The organism is Streptomyces sp. SS8 (assembly GCF_054072955.1).
The window spans coordinates 184,166-202,107 of the sequence record NZ_JBSVCZ010000004.1 but is presented as its reverse complement, the minus strand read 5'-3'; the positions used below and the strand labels follow the sequence as shown (position 1 = coordinate 202,107).

Genomic DNA, 17,942 nt, shown 5'->3' with positions numbered 1-17,942 from the left:
TACCGCCGTGCTGGGTGGAGGGGACGGTACAGTACACCGCCTTCCCCAACCACCCCGCCCGGCAAGCCCGTTGGGGGATCCGACAGTGAACCGGCGAGTGCTCGCGAAAGGTGTGATCAAGGTGTCCCAGACGGTCGGCGGCACCACCGGCGGCGCGGACGACAACGCGGTCGACCTGGAACTGGACCGGGCGCACTCCGCCCGCATGTACGACTACTACCTCGGCGGCCACACCAACTTCCCCGCCGACCGCGAGGCCGCCGGGCGGGCCATGGCGATCTTCCCCTCCGTCCTGGTCGCCGCCCGCGCCAACCGGGAGTTCATGCACCGGGCCACCCGTTTCCTGGCCACCATCGGCATGCGCCAGTTCCTCGACGTGGGCACCGGCATACCCACCTCCCCCAACCTGCACGAGGTGGCCCAGGACGTGGCGCCCGAGTCGCGGGTGGTCTACGCCGACAACGACCCCATCGTCCTCGCCCACGCCCAGGCCCTGCTGCGCAGCCACCCCGCGGGACGCACCGCCTACGTCCAGGCCGACGCCACCGACCCGGCCGCCCTGCTGACCGCACCCGAGGTGCAGCAGGCCCTCGACCTGGGCGAGCCGGTGGCGCTCAGCCTCAACGCCCTGCTGCACTTCGTGCCGGGCGAGCACCGGGCGCACGAGATCGTCGAGTACTTCAAGGACGCGCTGCCGTCCGGCAGCACCCTTGCCATCAGCCATGTCACCCCCGACTTCGACCCGGAGGGCATCGCCCGCCTGACCGAGGCCTACCGCGCCTCGGGGACCCCCGGACAGGCCCGCACCAGGGAGGAGTTCGCCCGGTTCTTCAGCGGCTGGGAGCTGTTCGAGCCGGGGATCACCACCTCCCACCGCTGGCGCCCCGACCCCGGCCAGACCTTCGGCGAGGTCAGCGATGCCGAAGCGGCCTGCTACGCCGCGGTCGCCCGCAAGCCCTGAGCCCGGGCCGCCCGGACCCCTGGGCCGTGGACGGCGTTCCCCTCCTGTGCGGCGCAACCTCCCCTGATACCGTTCCGGTTCCGGTTTCCCGGGAGGGGGCTCGTGCCCGATAATTCGACGGCCGGCGCGGGACACGCCGGGCCCGGTGAGTCCGGCGAGGAAAAACGCTCCGCGCTCACTCCGTTCTCCGAATCGCCCGGCCGAATTCATCTTTTCCCGCCCTCCAGCCCTCCCGGCCGCGGTGGGTTCCGGCGGAAATCGGAGAGCGTGTCGAAGGTGTGCTCCGATGATTTCGGCCGCCGGCGGGCGCTCGCCCGCACCGCGAGGCGGGCGGGCCGCCGCAACGCCCCTCGGCACGGCGCACCCCCGGCGGCCCGCTCTGGTGAGGGGGCCGCCGGGGGTGCGCGGATCGCCCGCGCATCGGCCGGCGGAACCGGTCCGAAGGGCGCGCCGTACCACGCCGGCCGGCCGATGCGGCGACAGGTCGGTCAACGACCACCGCACGTCCGGAAGACCCGTGCCGGGTCAGGCGTGTACGTGGCGGCGGTTGCCGCGACCGGTCACGGCCCGGTAGACGGCCAGAACGATGACCGAGCCGATGATGGCGGCGATCCAGGTCGAGAGATCGAAGAATCCGTCGATCGAGTCGACGCCGAATATCACCTTGCCCAGGAAACCGCCGAGAAGGCCGCCCACGATACCGATCAGCATCGTGACGAGGATGCCGCCCGGGTCCTTGCCCGGCATGAGGGCTTTGGCGATCGCTCCGGCGAGCAGACCGATGAGAATCCACGCGATGATGCCCATGTCTGGGTACCTCCTTGTCGTCTTCACAGAACCGCATTGCCATGAACTCGCCAGCCAAACAAGGGAGTTTCCAGAGCATCTCGAAAAGGCGCGCGGAACAGGGGGTTTCCCTCGAACCCCGGCCTCGCCCGCGTCCGGACACACCGAACGAGGCGGGGCGGGGATGTGCCTCCCCTGCCCCGCCCCGTCCGTCCCGGTCGTCAGACCGCCTGCCGCACCTCCAGCGTGTCCGGAGCGGCCGGCCCGGTGCCTTCGCCGTCCGGTTCCAAAGGCGCGGTGTGCCGCCTGGGGATGGCGAAGGCCACCAGGCCGCCGAGCGCGGCGACCGCGGCCCCGATCCACAGTGCGGGCCGCACGCCGTCCACGAAGTCCTGCGGGGAGAGGTAGCCGCCGTGGGCCGCGAAGACCGTGCCCAGGACGGCCACGCCCAGGGCGCCGCCGATCTCCCGGGCGGTGCTGTTGGCGCCGGAGGCCTTGCCGTGCTCCGTCTTGCGCACGGAGGAGAGCACCACCGTGGCGGCGGGAGCGAAGGTCAGTCCCATGCCGATGCCGGCGAGGGCCATCGGCGCCATCAGGTGGGAGTAGGGGGTGTCGGTGGTCGCCACAAGATTGATCCAGACCAGACCGCCCGCCTGGAGCAGCAGGCCCAGGCCCATGAGCCGTCCGCCGCCCACCCGTTCGGTGAGCATGCCCGCCAGCGGTGCCACGAACATCGGCATCAGGGTCCAGGACAGGGTGAGCACACCGGCGTGCAGCGGGGTGCGCGGGGGCGCGATCTGCAGATACTGCGCCAGCAGGAAGATGGAGCCGAAGACCCCGAAGTACATGGCGGCGGAGACGAGGTTGGTGAGGGTGAAGGCACGGACCCGGTAGAAGCGCAGCGGCAGCAGCGGGGCCTTGGTGCGCCGCTCCCAGAGGGTGAACAGCGCGAGCAGCACCACGCCGCCGGCCAGGGCGAGCAGCACCCGGCCGTCGCTCCAGCCGCGGGTCTCCCCGTTGACGATGCCCCAGACCAGGGCGAGCAGACCGGCGGTGACCAGCAGCATGCCCTCGATGTCGATGCGGGCCCGCTCGCCGCGGCTCTCCTTGAGGACGAGCAGCGCCAGCGGCACCGCGACCAGCCCGACCGGCACGTTGATCCAGAAGATCCACTGCCAGTCGAGGCCTTCCACGACCGCGCCGCCCACCACGGGCCCGAGCGCCACGGCGGTGCCGCTGACCGCGCTCCACAGGCCCACGGCCAGGCCGCGCAGCCGGTCCGGTACCGCGGCGGACAGCAGGGTCAGCGACAGGGGCATGACCGCGGCGGCGCCCAGTCCCTGAAGGGCGCGGAAGGCGATGAGCTGGCCGCTGGTCTCGGAGAGGCCGCAGCCGACGGAGGCCAGCGTGAAGACGACGATACCCAGGACGAAGAACCGGCGGCGGCCGTAGCGGTCGCCCAGACCCGCGCAGACCAGCAGGAAGCAGGCGAAGCCCAGGGTGTAGGCGTTGACGAACCACTGCAGGTCCTGGGTGCTGGCCGAGAGGTCCTGCTGGAGGGTCCGCAGCGCGGTGGACACCACCAGGTTGTCCAGGGCGGTCATGAACATCGGCAGGGAGCAGGCGACGATCGCCGGCCACAGCGGCGTACGCCTGGCGGTCGGTGCGGGTGGTGCGGCGGTGGGCATGGTGTTCTCCCGTCGGGGTGGTCGGCGGCGGTGCGGACGGGTCAGGCCTGCCGGGCCCGTTCCTCCGCCAGTCGGGCGCGGGCGTCCTCCCAGGAGACGGGAAGCCGCTCGGCGGGGACGGTCCAGAAGACGAACTGGGACTCGCGCATGGTGGGCCGCAGCCGCTTCATGATCGAGTTGTGCGGTTCGGCCTTGGCGTAGGCGTACACCGCCTCCTTGCTCTCCCAGGCCGAGAGGGTCCAGAAGACGCCGCGGCCGAGCTGGGCGATGAGCGAGGCCCCGAAGGCCCCCGGCGACCGGCGGGCCTGGCGCCACGACACCAGGGAGAGCCAGAAGAAACGGGGGACGTGCCGCAGGGAGCGGACCTCCAGCCGGGAGGCCATGACGACGGCTTCGGCGGTGGGGTCGGCGGGGTTGATCTCGGTCCAGGGAAGCTTCGGCATGGCGCGGGGTCCTTGACTCGCGGGCAGGGCGCGCGGGCGTCACCTGCGGTGAGGCTAATAGTGGCACTATCCACTATCGATAGTGGCACGTTACACTTGCCGTGTCCATATGCGGTACATGCCGCACCCGCCGCGGAATCGAGGAACCCCGTGAGGATGTCCGAGCTGAGCCGCCGCAGCGGCGTCCCCGTTCCGACGATCAAGTTCTATCTGCGGGAAGGGCTGCTGCGGCCCGGCCGGGCGACCGCCAGCAACCAGGCCGAGTACGAGGAGGAGCATCTGCGCCGGCTGCGGCTGGTCAGAGCGCTCATCACGCTCGGAGGCCTCTCGGTGGCCGCTACCAGGGAGGTCCTGGAAGCGGTCGGCGAGCCGCTCGGCCGGTACGAGACCCTCGGCGTGACGCACTACGCCCTGCGGTCGCCGGTGGCCGCGGCGCCGGAGGGGGAGGGCGCGGACGGCAGCGCGGCCGAGGTGGAACGGCTCCTCGAGCGGATGGGCTGGACCGTCACCGAGCAGTCGCCGCTGCGCGGGGCGCTGGCCGCCGGGCTGCGGGCGCTGCGCGATGTCGGTGCCGGCTACGGCGCCGAGGAGCTGGTGCCGTACGCCGAACTGGCCGCCGCCACCGCCCGGCTGGACCTGGACCAGCTCGCCGGGATCGAGGACCGGATCGACATCGCCGAACGGGCCCTGGTGCTGACCGTCCTGATGGAGCCGGTCCTGGCCACCCTGCGCCGGATGGCGCAGGAGAACGAGGCCGCGCTGCGGTACGCCGGCGACGGCGGCGGCGCCGGCGGGTGAGTCACCGGTCGGCACCGGCCACCACCGCGCGCGGGTCGAGGTACCGCGGCCGGGGAAGGGTCCACGGGATCTCCCCGGCACCGTCCCGCCGCACCGCCACCGCCAGCCGGTACCCGCCGGGCACCGAAAGCAGGGCGAAGCGCCAGCGCGGAACGTCCCCCGGCGGCACCGACGGGTCCTCGAGCACGATCCGGCCGTGCTCGTCCGGGCCGAGCCGGAACCCGTCGAAGCGGTGCTGGAACCCCCTGCCCAGAGCCTTGGTGTACGCCTCCTTCAGCACCCACAGGTCGGTGAACGCCCGCGCCCGCCGTACCGGGTCCAGCCCGGCCAGCGACTCCCGCTCCGCGGGGGCCAGCCACCGCTGCCCGTACCGGACCGCCGGCCCGGCCGCCTCCGCCCGCTCCACGTCCAGCCCGCACGGCCCCTCCCGGCTCACCAGGAAGCCGACGAGACCTTGGGTGTGGGAGACGCTGAACCGCACCCCCCACGGGTTGGGGTCCAGCTCCGGCCGGCCCAGCCCGCCGCGGACGAACCTCAGCGCCGCCGGGGGCCGGTCCAGCAGTTCCCCCAGCACCGTGCGGCACAGCAGCCGCGCGCCCAGGAAGCGGCGCCGCCCGTCCGGCGGGCGGAGCCGCTCCAGCCGGGACCGCTCGTCGGCGGAGAGCAGCCCGGCGGCGTATCGCGCCACCTCCGCCTCCACCGACTCCTCGGCCAGCAGCCACAGCTGGGCCCCGGGCAACGCGGTCATCCGGACACCGGCGCGGAGGCCCGGACGGGAACGGGCCGGGCGGAGAAGAGCCGGGGCGCGGTGTGCAGGGCGCGCAGCACCTCCATCACCCGGTCCACGACCTCCGGGTCGGTCACCGTCTCGGTGGGGTGAAGCAGACGCCACACCCTCTCCAGGGAGAGCAGCAGAACCGCGCCGTCGGGGAAGCCCTCCCCGAACACCCGGGCCGATCCGACGGCCTGTTGCACCGAGGCGGCGGCCGCGTGCAGGGCGCAGTAGCGCTCGGCCAGCCGGAACAGCTCGGCCGAGGCCCCGTACCCGCGGCCCTGGGTCCGCTTCAGCAGGTCCAGTTCGGCCCGCAGCCGGGCGAACTCCCCCGACAGCCGCACCGCCAGGTCCGCCGCGCGGCCCAGCCACTCCCGCTGGCGCTCGTCGCCGTGCCGGGCCGCCATGGCCCGCAGCCGCTCCACGGCCACCGGCAGCGAGACCACCGTGTCGTCGCGGCCGCGGCTGACCAGCAGCTGCCGGTGCGGCTCCCAGACCGGCAGCGGCGCGTCCGCGTCGTACACTCCGGACGCGCGCTCCGCGGCCTCGGCGCGGGTCGCGTCGTCCGACGAGACCGCCGCCTTCAGCAGGCCGTCGAGCTGGGCGCCGACGCTCTTGAGGTTCACCACCGTGTTGCCGTCGACGAAGTGCACCGCGAGCAGGTCGCGCAGCATCTTCTGGTAGACGCCGTAGTGCGGGTGGTCGCGCAGGTACTGGCGGGCGCCCAGCACCACCGAAAGCTGCGCCATCGTGCGGTCCAGCAGCGTGGGCACGAAGTACTTCACCACCGAGGAGAAGACGCTGGCCTGCTCCGGGATCACCTGCAGGGAGCGCACCGCCGCGGTGGAGACCGCGTCGGCCAGCATCAGATCGGCGAACGCCTCGGCGAGCTGGCGCCGCGAGTAGGGGATGTCGGCGACCTTCCGGCCGAAGATCGAGCGCTGCTCGGCGAAGTCCAGGGTCACCCGCAGTGCGGTGTCCACCGCGCCCAGCGCGATCGCGCAGATCACCGTGCGGGCCACCTGGGCTCCCTGAAGGGCCAGTTCGAGCCCCTGCCCCTCGGCTCCGACGCGGCACTCCTCGGGAACGAACACCCCCTCCAGCCGGATGCCGCTCATGTCGATGGCCCTCAGCCCGTGGAGGCGCTCGGCGGGCAGCGGCATCACCGAACCGGCCGGGCAGCGCCGCTTGTCCACCGCGAAGACCGACCACCCGCCCGGTCCGCCCCGCGGGTCGGTGCGTGCCTGGACGCTGACCACGTCGGCCACCGTGGCGTTGCCGATCAGCCACTTCTCTCCGGTCAGGACATAACCGCCGGGGACCTTCTCTGCGCGCATCTCGTTGGCGAGGATGTCGCTGCCGTGCTCGCGTTCGGTCAGCCCCCAGGCCATCCGCCCACCGTGGTTGATCGCGTCGACGGCGGCGCGGCCCTGCTCGTCGGTGGCGGCGATCCAGGTCGGCATGAAAGCCACGTTGGTGATCATCAGCGCGGTGGCGGTGGTCGGGTCCCGGCGGGCCACCAGCCGCACGAGCTGGAAGCCCACCTCCACGTCGCCGGCCCGCCCGCCCCACCGCTCGGGCAGGCAGTAGTGGTGCAGGCCCCAGTCCTGCAGCAGGCTCACCATCTGGTGGGGATACTGCTCCCGCTCGTCGTGCTCCAGGATCCGGGCGAACGGCATCCGCGAGCGGTCGTCGTGCGGATCGCCCAGATAGTCCTCCAACTCCCCGGCCAGTGAGGTCAGTTTGCTCGCGTTCATACCACTGTTCCTTCCAGGGGACGGGTCATGCGGGCGCTCCCGGCGCCGGCGCGGACGCCGGCCCGCCGTGTGCCAGGGGCAGGGCGGCGGCGGAGAACAGCCGGTCGGCCTCGTGCAGCGGCAGCACGGTGGCCAGGACCGCCTCCGCGTCCTCCTCCGGCAGCGCAGAGGAGCGGCCGACGGCCCGGGCCGTCAGCACCGTCAGGGCGGCCGTGAGCCAGCCGGGGTCGCCCTCGGGCGCGTCGTGCAACCGGTGGTCGCGGTTGTGCCACCACAGCAGCAGGCAGCTCGTGGCGGCGTGCACCCAGCACAGCCGCGCGGCCAGGTCCTGGTCGCGCAGCGGGTCGGCGCCCCGGCGGGCGCGCAGGGCGTGCCCGAGCCAGGAGGCGGCCCGCTCCAGCCGGGTGACGGCCCGCGCCGCTCGCGGTTCGCCCGCCTTCTCCAGCACCTCCCTGGCCCCGGCGGCCACCGCCGGCACCGCGTCCAGGACCGGGTCCGGACCGCGGTCGGACAGCTCCAGACGGTCCAGGCGCGGTTCGGGCAGCGACTCGGACAGCGCGCACGTCCGGGCCAGGGCGCCGGGGAGCGCGTCCGCCCCGCCGGGGTCCGCGCCCGTCGCGGGCGGTGCGGCGGCCAGCCGGGCGAAGTGGGCGGCCACCAGGCGCAGATTGGCGGTGGGGCTGGTGTCGATGTGGCGGACGACGGCGTTGTCCCTGCGCAGCGTGTCGAAGGCCGCGTACGGCCCGTCGCGCAGCACCCCGCGGCTGCCGAGCACGTCCGCGCAGCGCGCCAGCGCCTCCTCGCAGGTGTCGGTGAGGACCTTCTTCGCCACACTCGACCACAGGCTCTGGGCGGCGGGCAGGGTGTGCAGACCGCGGGCGGTGGTCAGCGCCACCGCGTCCGCGGCCAGCAGCAGGGCCGCGGCGGTGGCCAGTTCGCGCCGGACGCCCGGGTGTGCCAGCGCCGCGCGGCCGGCCGCGACGTGGGCGGTGGCGAAGTCCAGCGCCAGGCGCAGGCCGGTGTCGGCGCATCCCAGGTTGGCCGCCGTGCTCATGGTGCGGACCACCTGCATGGCCTTCATCGCGGTCTCCAGCCCCCGGCCCACCCCGCCGACCAGCGCCTCGCGCGGCACGGTGAGACCGTCGAAGCGGAAACCAGCCAGGTCGGCGCCGCGCATGCCCGTCGGACGGCGGGTACCGCGGCGGGCCGCGGCGGCCTGTTCCCCGTCCAGCAGCAGCGCGGAGAAGGCGGCCGGGCCGCGTCCGCCGGTGCGGGCCACCACCAGCAGCCCGTCGCACCTTCCGCCGAGCCCGACCAGCCACTTCTCACCGGTGAGCGCCCAGCCACCGGGGACTTCCTCGGCCCGTGTGTCGTTGGCGAGCAGGTCGCTGCCGTGGTCGGCCTCGGAGAGCGCGAAGCCGAGCGAGCCGCCCTCGCGCAGCAGCCCCACGACGTGCTCGCGCTGCCGCCGGGAGCCGGCGATCAGCACACAGGTGGCCGCGGTGATGCCGAACATGGTGGCGGGCATGACCGCCGCGTCCCGGCGGGCGGCGGCCCTCACCAGCATCAGCGTGGCGTCCAGCGCCTCCAGGGTGCCGCCGAGGGCGGCCGGGACGAACGCGGTGCGCAGTCTCGGCCCGGCCTGCGCGGCCAGGACCTGCGGACGGGCCTCGGTGGCGTCCCGGCCGGCCGCGGCGGCGAACCCGGAGGGGTTGCGCGCCTCGCGCGGGTCGCCCAGTTCCCGTTCCAGGGCGGTGGCGGCGGCGTACCGCGGCCACCGTTCCGTGTCAGCCGTCATCGCCGGTCCCCTTCCACCGCCGGTGCGGGCCGGTACTCGGCGCAGGAGCGCGGCAGCCGCACCCCGGCGAGGGCCAGCTGGTGCACCCGGGCGGTGTAGGCGGCACCGCGCAGCAGGTGCCCGGCGACATCGGCCGCCCGCCGGTTCTCCGGGGCCGCCAGGTAGGTGCCGCGCGCCCACGAGTTGAAGGCACCCATGGCCGGGCCGCACCACACCTGGAAATCGGCGGTGCGGTCCGCGTCGCCGGTCACCGCCCAGCGCGAGGCCATCCCCAGGTACCAGCGGAAGAGCAACGCCATCCGGCGGCGCGGGACGGCCGCCGCGCGCCGCAGCTGGTCGGGGTCGCGGCGGGCGAAGTACGCCTCGACCTCCTGCCAGACCTCCCCCACCGGGCGGCGGAAGACCTGCTTCTCCAGGCGGCGCAGCTCCTCCTGGGGAAGCGCCTCGATGCCGTCGTAACGCTGGTACAGCTCGTACAGGCGCTTGGCCCGCATCGGGAACAGGGTGCCCTTCTTCAGCACCTGGAGCTCCACCCCGAGTTCGAACATGTCGGCGGCGGGGGCCATCTCGCAGTCGGCCATCCCCGCCTCGGCCAGCAGCCGCCGGGCGGGCTCGGAGGTGCCGGACTCCAGGCACGACTGGTGCACCGATCCCACCACCACGTAGTCGGCCCCCATGGCGTAGGCGGCGGCCGCCGCGTGGGGGGTGCCGATGCCTCCGCCCGCGCCGAGCCCCACCGGTACCGGGTAGCGCATCTCGCGCTGGACGGCGTCGCGCGTCTCCAGCAGCGCCGGGAAGAGCGCGGTGAGCGGGCGCCGGTCGGTGTGGCCGCCGGAGTCCGCCTCGGCGGTGATGTCGTCGGCCAGCGGCACGTACCGCGCCAGCTCGGCCTGTTCGGCGGTGATCAGTCCGCGGGCCAGCAGGTCGGCGGTGATCGCCTGCGGGGCGGGGCGCATGAACTTCTCGGCCACCTCCGGGCGCGAGACCTTTGCGATGAGCCGGTTGGCGGCCACCACCCGGCCGTCGCGGCCCCGGTGCAGCCCGGCCACCCGGTAGCGCACCACGTGCGGGGTGAGGTCCAGGTAGGCCGAGGCCTCGACGCACCGCACCCCGTGCCTGAGCAGCAGCTCCACCCCGTCGCGTTCCAGGGCGTCCTCGCTGGGGCTGTGGATGAGGTTGACCGCCCAGGGCAGGCCCGGGAGTTCGGCCGCGAAGCGGCGCAGCGCGCGGTCGATGCGCCCGGGCAGCAGGCCGGCCGCTCCGAAGGAGCCCAGGCAGCCGGCGCGGGCCAGGGCGATCACCAGTTCCTCGGAGGCTATGCCGCCCGCCATGGCGCCGCCCATGTAGGCCAGGCGGACGCCGTGGCGCTCGCGGAAGGCGCGGGATCCCAGGCGCTCGGGCGGCAGCGGGCCGAGCGCGGCCAGGACCCGGGTGCCGGGGCCGGGCCGGGCGGTGGTGGCGCCGGGGCCGCGGTCGGTGTCGACGATGTAGCAGGGCTCCTCCAGCCGTCCCAGGACGTACTGGATGCCGGCCGGGTCGGTGCGTGGCGCCTGGGGCGCGGGGTGGGCCCGGTGGCGGGCCCCGCCCGTCGTGGGGGTGGTCATGCTCCGGTCTCCTTCTCCGTGTCGTTCTCCGCCTCGGCCCGTTCCGCCCGCGCGGCGGGAACGACCTCCACGGCCACGTCGGTGAGTTCGTAGATGCGCAGACCCGGCTTCCAGACGGCGGCGTCGGCGATGACGACGAGGCGGCCGTCGTCCCGCCGGACCTCCTTGATGTGGGCGTCGAAGGTCATCTCTCCGTCGCCGCGCAGGATCTGGCCTCGGTACTTCCAGCCCATGGCGATGTCGAGGGGCACCCCGAACCGCACCGGTCCCATGCCGTCCGCCAGGCCTGAGTCGATGACGTGGACCTGGAGGGCCTGGATGACGGCCTCCACCCCCAGCGAGCCGGGCATCACCGGGTCGCGGTGGAAGTGGCAGTCGAAGTACCAGTCGTCGTCGGCCACGGTGCGGCGGCCGAAGAGGTACCCCTGGCCGTGGGTGCCTCCGCCGTCCACCACGGTCACCTCGTCGACCATCCGCAGGTGGTCGTCGGCCAGGTGCAGCCCGGTGCCGGGCTGCGGCCGGAACCAGCGGTCGTCGGAACGGACGGCCAGGGTCCGCGTCCGGGCCGGGTCGAGGCCGTCGCGTTCGGTCTCCAGCCACGGCGGGACGTAGGCGCCGGAGTCCAGTCCGACCTGGTTGGAGAGCGCCTGTTCGGTGAAGTACCCGAAGAGCGACTCGCCCTCGTAGAACACCTCGTCGTCGGCGAGCAGCCGGTAGCGGAAGTTCTGGAGGGTGGCGCCCGGCACGGACTGGCTGGACAGCAGCTCCGATTCGTGCCGGATCGTCCTGCCCGCCAACTCGGGGCGGCTCACGAAGCGGGCGCGGCCGTCCAGGTTGCGGATGGCCAGCTCCTCGTCCGGGCTGGCCAGGGTGGCGCCCAGGTAGTAGCCGAGCAGGATCGCCGCCTGCAGGGAGGTCTCCATCACCACGCAGTTGGGCATCTCCGGCCCGCCGGTGTCCCGGTAGTACCAGGCCTCGGGCGGCGAGTCGTACTCGGTGGCCATGGTGGCGCCGGGGCGCAGCTCGCCGCGGGTGCCCTCCAGCCGCATGATGCGGTCCACGAACCGGAAGTCGCCGTTGGGGATGTAAGGGGCGCGCCGGTCGGCGTAGATCTCGAACTCCGTGCCCATCGCCGTGCCGAGGTCGCCCTTGGCGGCGTGGGCGAGGTGGAGTTCGTTGATGAAGGCCGCCTCGCCGCGCTCGTTGCGGCGGCCGAGGAAGGCCGGAAGGCCGCCGGCCTCGGGCCGGTAGGGGGTGCCCGGCTTCTCCTGCACCCGCACCCCGAAGTTCCGCATGGCGACGATGGGCTTGTCGCCGTCGTAGACGGTGATGTCGGCGACGACGGTGGGCCGCGGCAGCATGGTCAGCTCGATGACCTCCACCTCGTAGCGGACCTCGCGGGTGCGCGGGGTGATCTGGCCGCGTACCTTGACCTCGGTCTCCAGGCCCGGCACCGCCTGGAACTCGGCGTCCGGGAAGACCAGGTGCATCCCCAGGTACATGGCGTACGTCTGCAGCAGCTGCACCCCGCCCTCGGCGATGAGTGATCCGGCCAGCACCGGATCCCCGGTGAAGTGGCAGGCGAAGTACCAGCCCTCGGGGTCCAGCCGCTTGACGGCGGTGAGCGCGCCGAGCCGGCGCGGCCCGCCCAGCCGGTCGAGAACCGGGATCTCGTCGATCATGCGCAGCATCTCGCCGGGCAGGCGCAGCGAGCGGTTGCAGCCGTCGGCGCTCTGGTCCCAGCGCGGGCCGAACACCTCTCCCGGGCGGCCCGCGGCCAGCAGTTCCAGGTCCTTCCCGGTCAGGGAGGTGCGGTCGGTGCGGGCCAGCGGTTTGAACCAGGCGGGCTCCATCGCCGCACGCCGTCTGCGGTCCGCGGCGCTGTCCACCACGCCGAGGGAGTCGGCGAGTTCGGCGGGGGTGAAGAACCCGGCGCAGGCGTCCAGGAGTTCCAGGATCAGCTCGCCGTCGGCGTAGCAGCGGTAGTTGAAGAAGAACAGCAGGTTGTCGCCGTTCCACACGAAGCGGTCGATGCGGATGTCGTAGCGCAGCGTCTGCCCCTCGCGGGGCAGGCCGCCGTGGAAGACCAGGCGGCTGTCCAGCAGCCGGTAGACGCGCTCGCCGCGGGTGCGGAAGTCGATGCCCAGGTAGGCGATCAGCAGCATGTCGCACTGGCCGGCCTCGATGGTCACCGCACACGGGACCAGGCCGTCCACCGTGTACCAGGCACCGACCGGGACGTCGTACTCGGTGGTGATCTCGGCGGGCTCGAAGCGCCCCGTCTCACCCGTGATCCGGGTGACCCGGCTGACGAAGAGATACGGCGGCTCGGGCAGGCGGCAGCGCCGCGGGTAGGTGTCGACCTCGGCGAAGGCCGGGCCGAAGACCGGCGCGACCCGGCCGCGTGCGAACTCCAGCAGGTCCTGCTCGTCCCACAGCACGGTTCTCTCCGGCACCGCGGGGACCCCGGGCGCGGCGGACGGCACCGCGGTGGCCGGGGCGGGCGCGGCGCCGGCTTCCAGGGCCCGCAGCGCGTTCTCCGCCAACGCGCCCTGTGCGCGCAGCGCGGCGCGGTGCGCACGGGCGACGGTCGCCGCCATCGCCCGCAGCGGGGGCGCGGCGGGACGCGCCAGGGCCGCCGGACGGTATCGCTGGGGGGCGGAGCGCGGCAGCGGCTCGGGCAGGTGGACGAACGGCTCCTCCTCGATGACGATCCGCTCCGCGGCGGGGTCGGGAACGGGGGCGGCGGGGACGGGCTCCGGGGCGGGGAGATCCGTCGCCGGGGACACGGGTGGCATGGCCGGGGTCACCTCACTGGGCTGGCTGTCCGGGGTGGCTGGGTGATGCGCGGGACGCTCGGGCAGGACCTCGGGCGGATCGGGGGTGAGGACGGCGGCCGCCGCCCGTGCCGTCCGGTCCGCGATCGACTCGCCGCCGCACGGCACGGAGAGCACCGGTCCGGCCGGTGCGGCCACCCGCGGCTTCGGCGCCAGTTCCTCCAGGCCGACGGGCAGGCCGTGGGAGACCAGCCGGGCCAGCGCCTGGGCGAGCGCGGTGGCGGCCGGGGCGCCGCGCCGGTCCACCGAGACCGCCACGTGGTCGCGCCCCTTGAGGGTCTCGCCGATCCAGCGGGTGCAGGTGGCGCCCGGACCGACCTCGACGAAGTAGCGGTAACCGCGCCCGTGGGCGGTCTCGGTGAGCCGGACGAAGTCGATGGTGCTGCGCAGGGTGACCGCGATGCGCTGGGCGATCAGGCTCCGGTCGGTGGTGTCCACCCGGTCGTAGTCGTATGCGGACAGCAGTTCCAGGGCGGGGTCCGGAGCACCGAGCGGATAGTCGTTGAGCGCGGCCAGCGCGTCGAGCTCGGGGTCGACGACCGGGCAGTGCATCACGTGGTTGGCGGGCGCCTTCGCCGCCTGGCACCCCACCTTGCCGATCACCTGTGCGACCTGCTTCGGATCGCCGGCGATCACCACCTCGCGCGGAGTGTTGACATGGGTGAGGAAAACCCGCTCCAGACCGGCCATCGCCGAGCGCACCGCGTCCGGGCCGGCGAGCAGCACCCGGGTCGCCCACACCTCGCCGTCCGGTACGGAGCCGGGGATGCCCCAGTCCTCACGGACGCGCAGCTTCGGACCGCGCAGCCGGTCGCGGAAGAGCGGGGTGGCCGCCAGCGCCGCGTCGTCCCGTGCCGAGTCGGCCCACACCCCGCCGGCGAAGAGCATGCTGGACTCGCCCAGGCTGTAGCCGAAGCCGCCGTCGGGCCGGATGCCCAGCACGTCGCGCAGCAGCCGGGTGTGCAGCACCGCGAAGTTGGTGCCCGCGGCGAGCATCACGGGGATGTCGTCGATCAGGCGCTCCTCGTGGCGCATCAGGTCCCGGCGGCCCAGCGGGCCCCGGGCGCGGGGGTGGAGCGCGCGGTGCTTGAGCCGACGGGCGGGATGGTCGGCCTCCCGCTCGAAACCGTCCAGGAGTCCGGGGAAGAGGCGGAACAGGTCGCGGCCCGCGCCGGGATAGGTGGTGAACGCGCCGGGGTAGACGAAGGCGACCTTGCCGTCGGGGCCCATCGGGCGCGCGGTGCAGTAGCTCCCGGAGGGCGTGGACCACTCGCCGCCCTCGGCGATGACGCGCGGCAGGTCGCGTTCGGCGGCGGCCAGTTCACCGGCGAGCCGGCCGGCGTCGGCGGCGACCAGGACGGCGGTGTGGCGGGAGCGGCGGGCGGACAGTTCCCGTACGGCCCGGTGGGTGACCGCCCGCGGTCCGTGCTCGGCGAGTTCGGCGGCGGCGGCACGGGCGGCGGCGGCCAGCCCGGGGCCGTCGTCGGCGGTGAGCGGCAGCAGCAGCACGCCGGGGCCGTCGTGCCAGTCGGCGGCGGGCCGGGCCGGGCCGGTGCCCTGCGGCACCCCGCGCAGCACCACGTGGGCGGCGGTGGCACCGGCGGGGCCGGCGTCGCCGAGCAGGCTGAGCGCGGCGACGCGGGCGGCGCCGCGGCGGCGTACCGGCCAGGGCTGCGGCTCGCTCAGTACGGTGAAGCAGGAGTCCTCGAACGCGGTGTCCTCCGGGTCCGGCAGCAGACCGGCCGGGGCGGCCGGGAAGTCGGCATGCCGCAGGGCCAGTGCGGCCGCGACCAGCGCGGCCAGTGGCGCCGCGCGCTGGGTGTCCCCCACCAGCGCTTCCGTACTCCCCAGTACGCAGCCGTAGGGGTCGCCCGCCTCCGCCTCCGGGCCGGCCTGCGGGTCGGCCCGGTAGACGGCGGCCAGGGCCGCGGCCTCGCCGTGGCGGGCGGCGGGGGCCGCGCCGCCGAGCTCCAGGTACTCGACGTCGCCGGGAGACGCCTGGGCGTCGGCGAGGGCCGCGCGGGCCGCGGCGGCCACCGCGGCGGCCCGGTCACCGGCGCCGTTGTGCACGCGCAGGGCGTCCACGGTCGCGTACACCCTGCGGCCGGTCTCCCCGGCCCGGGTGACGACCACGGCCGCCGCCCCGTCGCCGAGCGGCGGCGGCTCCTGGCCCTCGCGGGCGGCCAGCCGGGCCCGGGCACGGGTGTTCTCCGCCCCGGCGGCCAGGTCCACCCCGCCCACCAGCACCGCCTCGACGGTCGGGTCCAGCAGCAGCAGTCCGGCCACCTCCAGTGCCCGGACCCCGGCCGTCCCGTCCGCGGCGACGGTGAAGGACGGCCCGGTGAGGTTGCGTGACGAGGAGAGCCGGCTGGCCATGATGTTGCCGATGTAGCTGAGCACCTCGTTGGCGCCGATCGGCTCGTGCACGGCGCCGCGCACCGCCTCCTCCAGGCGGCCGAGGTCCTCCTGCCCCAGGCGCACCCCGGCACGTTCGCACTCCGCACGTACATGGGCGCCGATGTCGAACCGGGCCCGGTGGGTGTGGGTGCGCGGTTCCATCTCCATGGCGATCACCACGCCGACCCGCCGCTCGGGCAGTTCGTCGGCCTTGGTGCCGGGCGGCGGCGCGGGGTAGCCCGCGTCGGCGAGGGCCTGCTCGGCGGCCTCGAACAGGGCCAGGTGCTGAGGGTTGGCCTGGGCCAGCTCGTTGGGCGGGATGCGGTAGACGCGGGGATGGACGTCGATGCGGTCCAGGTAGCCGCCCGGCAGGGCGGATCCCTCGGCGGGTGTGCCGGACAGCGGGCCGCGGGTGAGTCCGTCCGCGCCGTACCAGCGGTGCGGCGGGCGCTCGGTGAGGGCGGACCGGCCCAGACGCGCGGCGCGGTGCAGCGCACCGGTTCCGGACAGCGCGCCGAGGCGGGCGCCCAGGCCGGTCACCGCGAGCCTGGCGAGGGGGCGCGGTGCGGGGGCCTGCTCGTCCGTCCCGGCGGAGGTGGTCACGGACACGGGCGCGGGGGCGGGTGCCGGGGCGGGATCGACGGCGGCCTCGGGGCCGGACAGGACCAGATGGGCGTTGGTGCCGCCGAAGCCGAACGCGGAGACCGCCGCGCGGCGCGGCACCGCTCCCCGGGGCCAGGGCGTGTTCTCGCGCACGATCCGCTCGGCGGCCGCCTCCCCGCCCTTCGGGCTCAGCGGGTCGGTCACGCCCGGTGTGGCGGGAACGGTGTCATGCCGCAGCGCGAGGACGACCTTCAGCAGGCTGGTGAAGCCCGCCACGGTCAGCAGGTGCCCCACGTTCCCCTTGACCGATCCGAGCAGCGGCGGGACGCCGCCGTGCCCGGCGAAGAAGGCGGTCAGCCCGCGCAGCTCGGTGGCGTCGCCCAGCGGGGTGCCGGTGGCGTGGCACTCGATGTAGTCCACGGTGGCCGGGTCGATCCCGGCGTATGCCTGGCGGTACGCGGCCAGTTGCCCGGACTCGTTGGGGCTCAGCAGGTGGCGGCCGGCACCGTCGTTGCCCAGGCCCACGGACTCCAGCACCGCATGCACCCGGTCGCCGTCGCGCAGTGCGTCACGGAGGCGTTTCAGGACGAAGACCCCGGCGCCCTGGCCGGTGACGATACCGGTGGAGCGGCCGTCGAACGGCTGGCTGACGCCGTTGTCCGGGTAGGCGCGCAGGTCGGAGAAGGAGAGGTGGATCAGCAGCGGGTCGGGCGCGCACACCGCTCCGGCGACCATGGTGTCGGCCCTGCCGGTGGCGAGGTAGTCCCGGGCCAGGGAGATGCCGTAGAGGGCGGAGGAGCAGGCCGCGTCCAGGGCCAGCCGGGGTCCGCCGAGGCCGAGGGCGTCGGCGGTGGTCACCGCGGGCCCCCCGAACGGCCACAGGTTCTCGGGGGCGGGTTCGCCGTCCGTGGCGGGCGGGTCCTCCGGCAGCGGCAGTCCGGCGCGGGAGAGGCCCTCGGTGACGGCCTGCCGCACCGGCGGCACGCACAGCCGCACCGACTGCTCGGTGGGGAAGGCGTAGTTGCCCAGGACCAGGCCGGTGCGTGCCAGGGCGTCTGGGCGGGCGTCCAGTCCGGCGTCGGCGAGTGCCCTGCGTACGGTGTGCACGGACCACCGGACCACGCGGTCCAGACCCGACAGACGGTCGGCGGGCAGGCGCAGACCGCCGAGGTCGATGGCGGGCTCGGTCACGAAACCGCCGCGCACGGCGGTGACGCGGTGGTCCGGGTCACCCCAGCCACCGGGCACGTCGGGGCTGGTTCCGAAGACCTCCGGGCCGCCTTCGGTGCGATGGTCCGTCCCGGCGAGCAGCCCGGTCCAGAACTCCTCGGGGCTGTGGGCGCCCGGGAGCAGGCAGGCCATGCCGATGACGGCTACCGGCTCGTCCCGGCGAGGTGAACGCGACATTTCTCTCCGTGTCTTCCGCTCGGTGGTGGGTTCTGGGGCGGGAGGCCGGCCGGCGGCCGGCCCGGCGGTGCGGGGGCACAGACTCCCTCCC

The 17,942-nt window shown here is 74.5% G+C and carries 10 protein-coding genes; 2 read left to right on the top strand and 8 right to left on the bottom strand.

Going from position 1 to position 17,942, the window contains the following annotated elements; translation table 11 throughout:
• Positions 1–121 precede the first annotated feature (121 nt).
• Entirely contained in the window at positions 122–961 is an 840-nt protein-coding gene (locus ACW69E_RS06200) for an SAM-dependent methyltransferase (protein ID WP_457497158.1), read from the top strand.
• A gap of 525 nt (positions 962–1,486) precedes the next feature.
• Here ACW69E_RS06200 and ACW69E_RS06195 read toward each other — a convergent pair.
• From ACW69E_RS06195 to ACW69E_RS06185, 3 genes are all read right to left on the bottom strand, one after another.
• Complete coding sequence (locus ACW69E_RS06195) at positions 1,487–1,768, bottom strand: GlsB/YeaQ/YmgE family stress response membrane protein (RefSeq protein WP_093850170.1); 282 nt, start codon at positions 1,766–1,768, stop codon at positions 1,487–1,489.
• A gap of 200 nt (positions 1,769–1,968) precedes the next feature.
• Positions 1,969–3,435: an MFS transporter gene (locus tag ACW69E_RS06190; protein ID WP_457497157.1), complete on the bottom strand. Its 1,467-nt coding sequence runs from the start codon at positions 3,433–3,435 to the stop codon at positions 1,969–1,971.
• A 41-nt stretch (positions 3,436–3,476) separates the two neighbouring features.
• Positions 3,477–3,878 carry a DUF3291 domain-containing protein gene (locus ACW69E_RS06185; protein WP_457497156.1) on the bottom strand — a complete coding sequence of 134 codons (402 nt, stop codon included), beginning with the start codon at positions 3,876–3,878 and terminating at the stop codon, positions 3,477–3,479.
• A 156-nt stretch (positions 3,879–4,034) separates the two neighbouring features.
• Here ACW69E_RS06185 and ACW69E_RS06180 point away from each other — a divergent pair, with 156 nt between their 5' ends.
• Positions 4,035–4,676, top strand: coding sequence for a MerR family transcriptional regulator (locus ACW69E_RS06180; RefSeq protein ID WP_457497155.1), 642 nt, complete (start codon positions 4,035–4,037; stop codon positions 4,674–4,676).
• A gap of 1 nt (position 4,677) precedes the next feature.
• Here ACW69E_RS06180 and ACW69E_RS06175 read toward each other — a convergent pair whose 3' ends face one another.
• From ACW69E_RS06175 to ACW69E_RS06155, 5 genes are read right to left on the bottom strand one after another with little or no spacing between them, the layout of a single operon-like run.
• Positions 4,678–5,424, bottom strand: a complete 747-nt coding sequence (locus ACW69E_RS06175; RefSeq protein ID WP_457497154.1) for a 4'-phosphopantetheinyl transferase family protein — start codon at positions 5,422–5,424, stop codon at positions 4,678–4,680.
• Positions 5,421–7,205, bottom strand: coding sequence for an acyl-CoA dehydrogenase family protein (locus ACW69E_RS06170; protein WP_457497153.1), 1,785 nt, complete (start codon positions 7,203–7,205; stop codon positions 5,421–5,423). Before ACW69E_RS06170 ends, ACW69E_RS06175 begins: the two co-directional genes overlap by 4 nt.
• Before the next feature lie 25 nt (positions 7,206–7,230).
• Positions 7,231–9,003, bottom strand: coding sequence for an acyl-CoA dehydrogenase (locus tag ACW69E_RS06165; protein ID WP_457497152.1), 1,773 nt, complete (start codon positions 9,001–9,003; stop codon positions 7,231–7,233).
• Entirely contained in the window at positions 9,000–10,607 is a 1,608-nt protein-coding gene (locus tag ACW69E_RS06160; RefSeq protein WP_457497151.1) for a PfaD family polyunsaturated fatty acid/polyketide biosynthesis protein, read from the bottom strand. Before ACW69E_RS06160 ends, ACW69E_RS06165 begins: the two co-directional genes overlap by 4 nt.
• The gene (locus tag ACW69E_RS06155) at positions 10,604–17,851 is read right to left on the bottom strand and encodes a beta-ketoacyl synthase N-terminal-like domain-containing protein (RefSeq protein ID WP_457497150.1); all 7,248 of its coding nucleotides are present in this window, start codon (positions 17,849–17,851) and stop codon (positions 10,604–10,606) included. The genes ACW69E_RS06160 and ACW69E_RS06155 overlap by 4 nt, the downstream gene beginning before the upstream one ends.
• Positions 17,852–17,942: the final 91 nt, after the last annotated feature.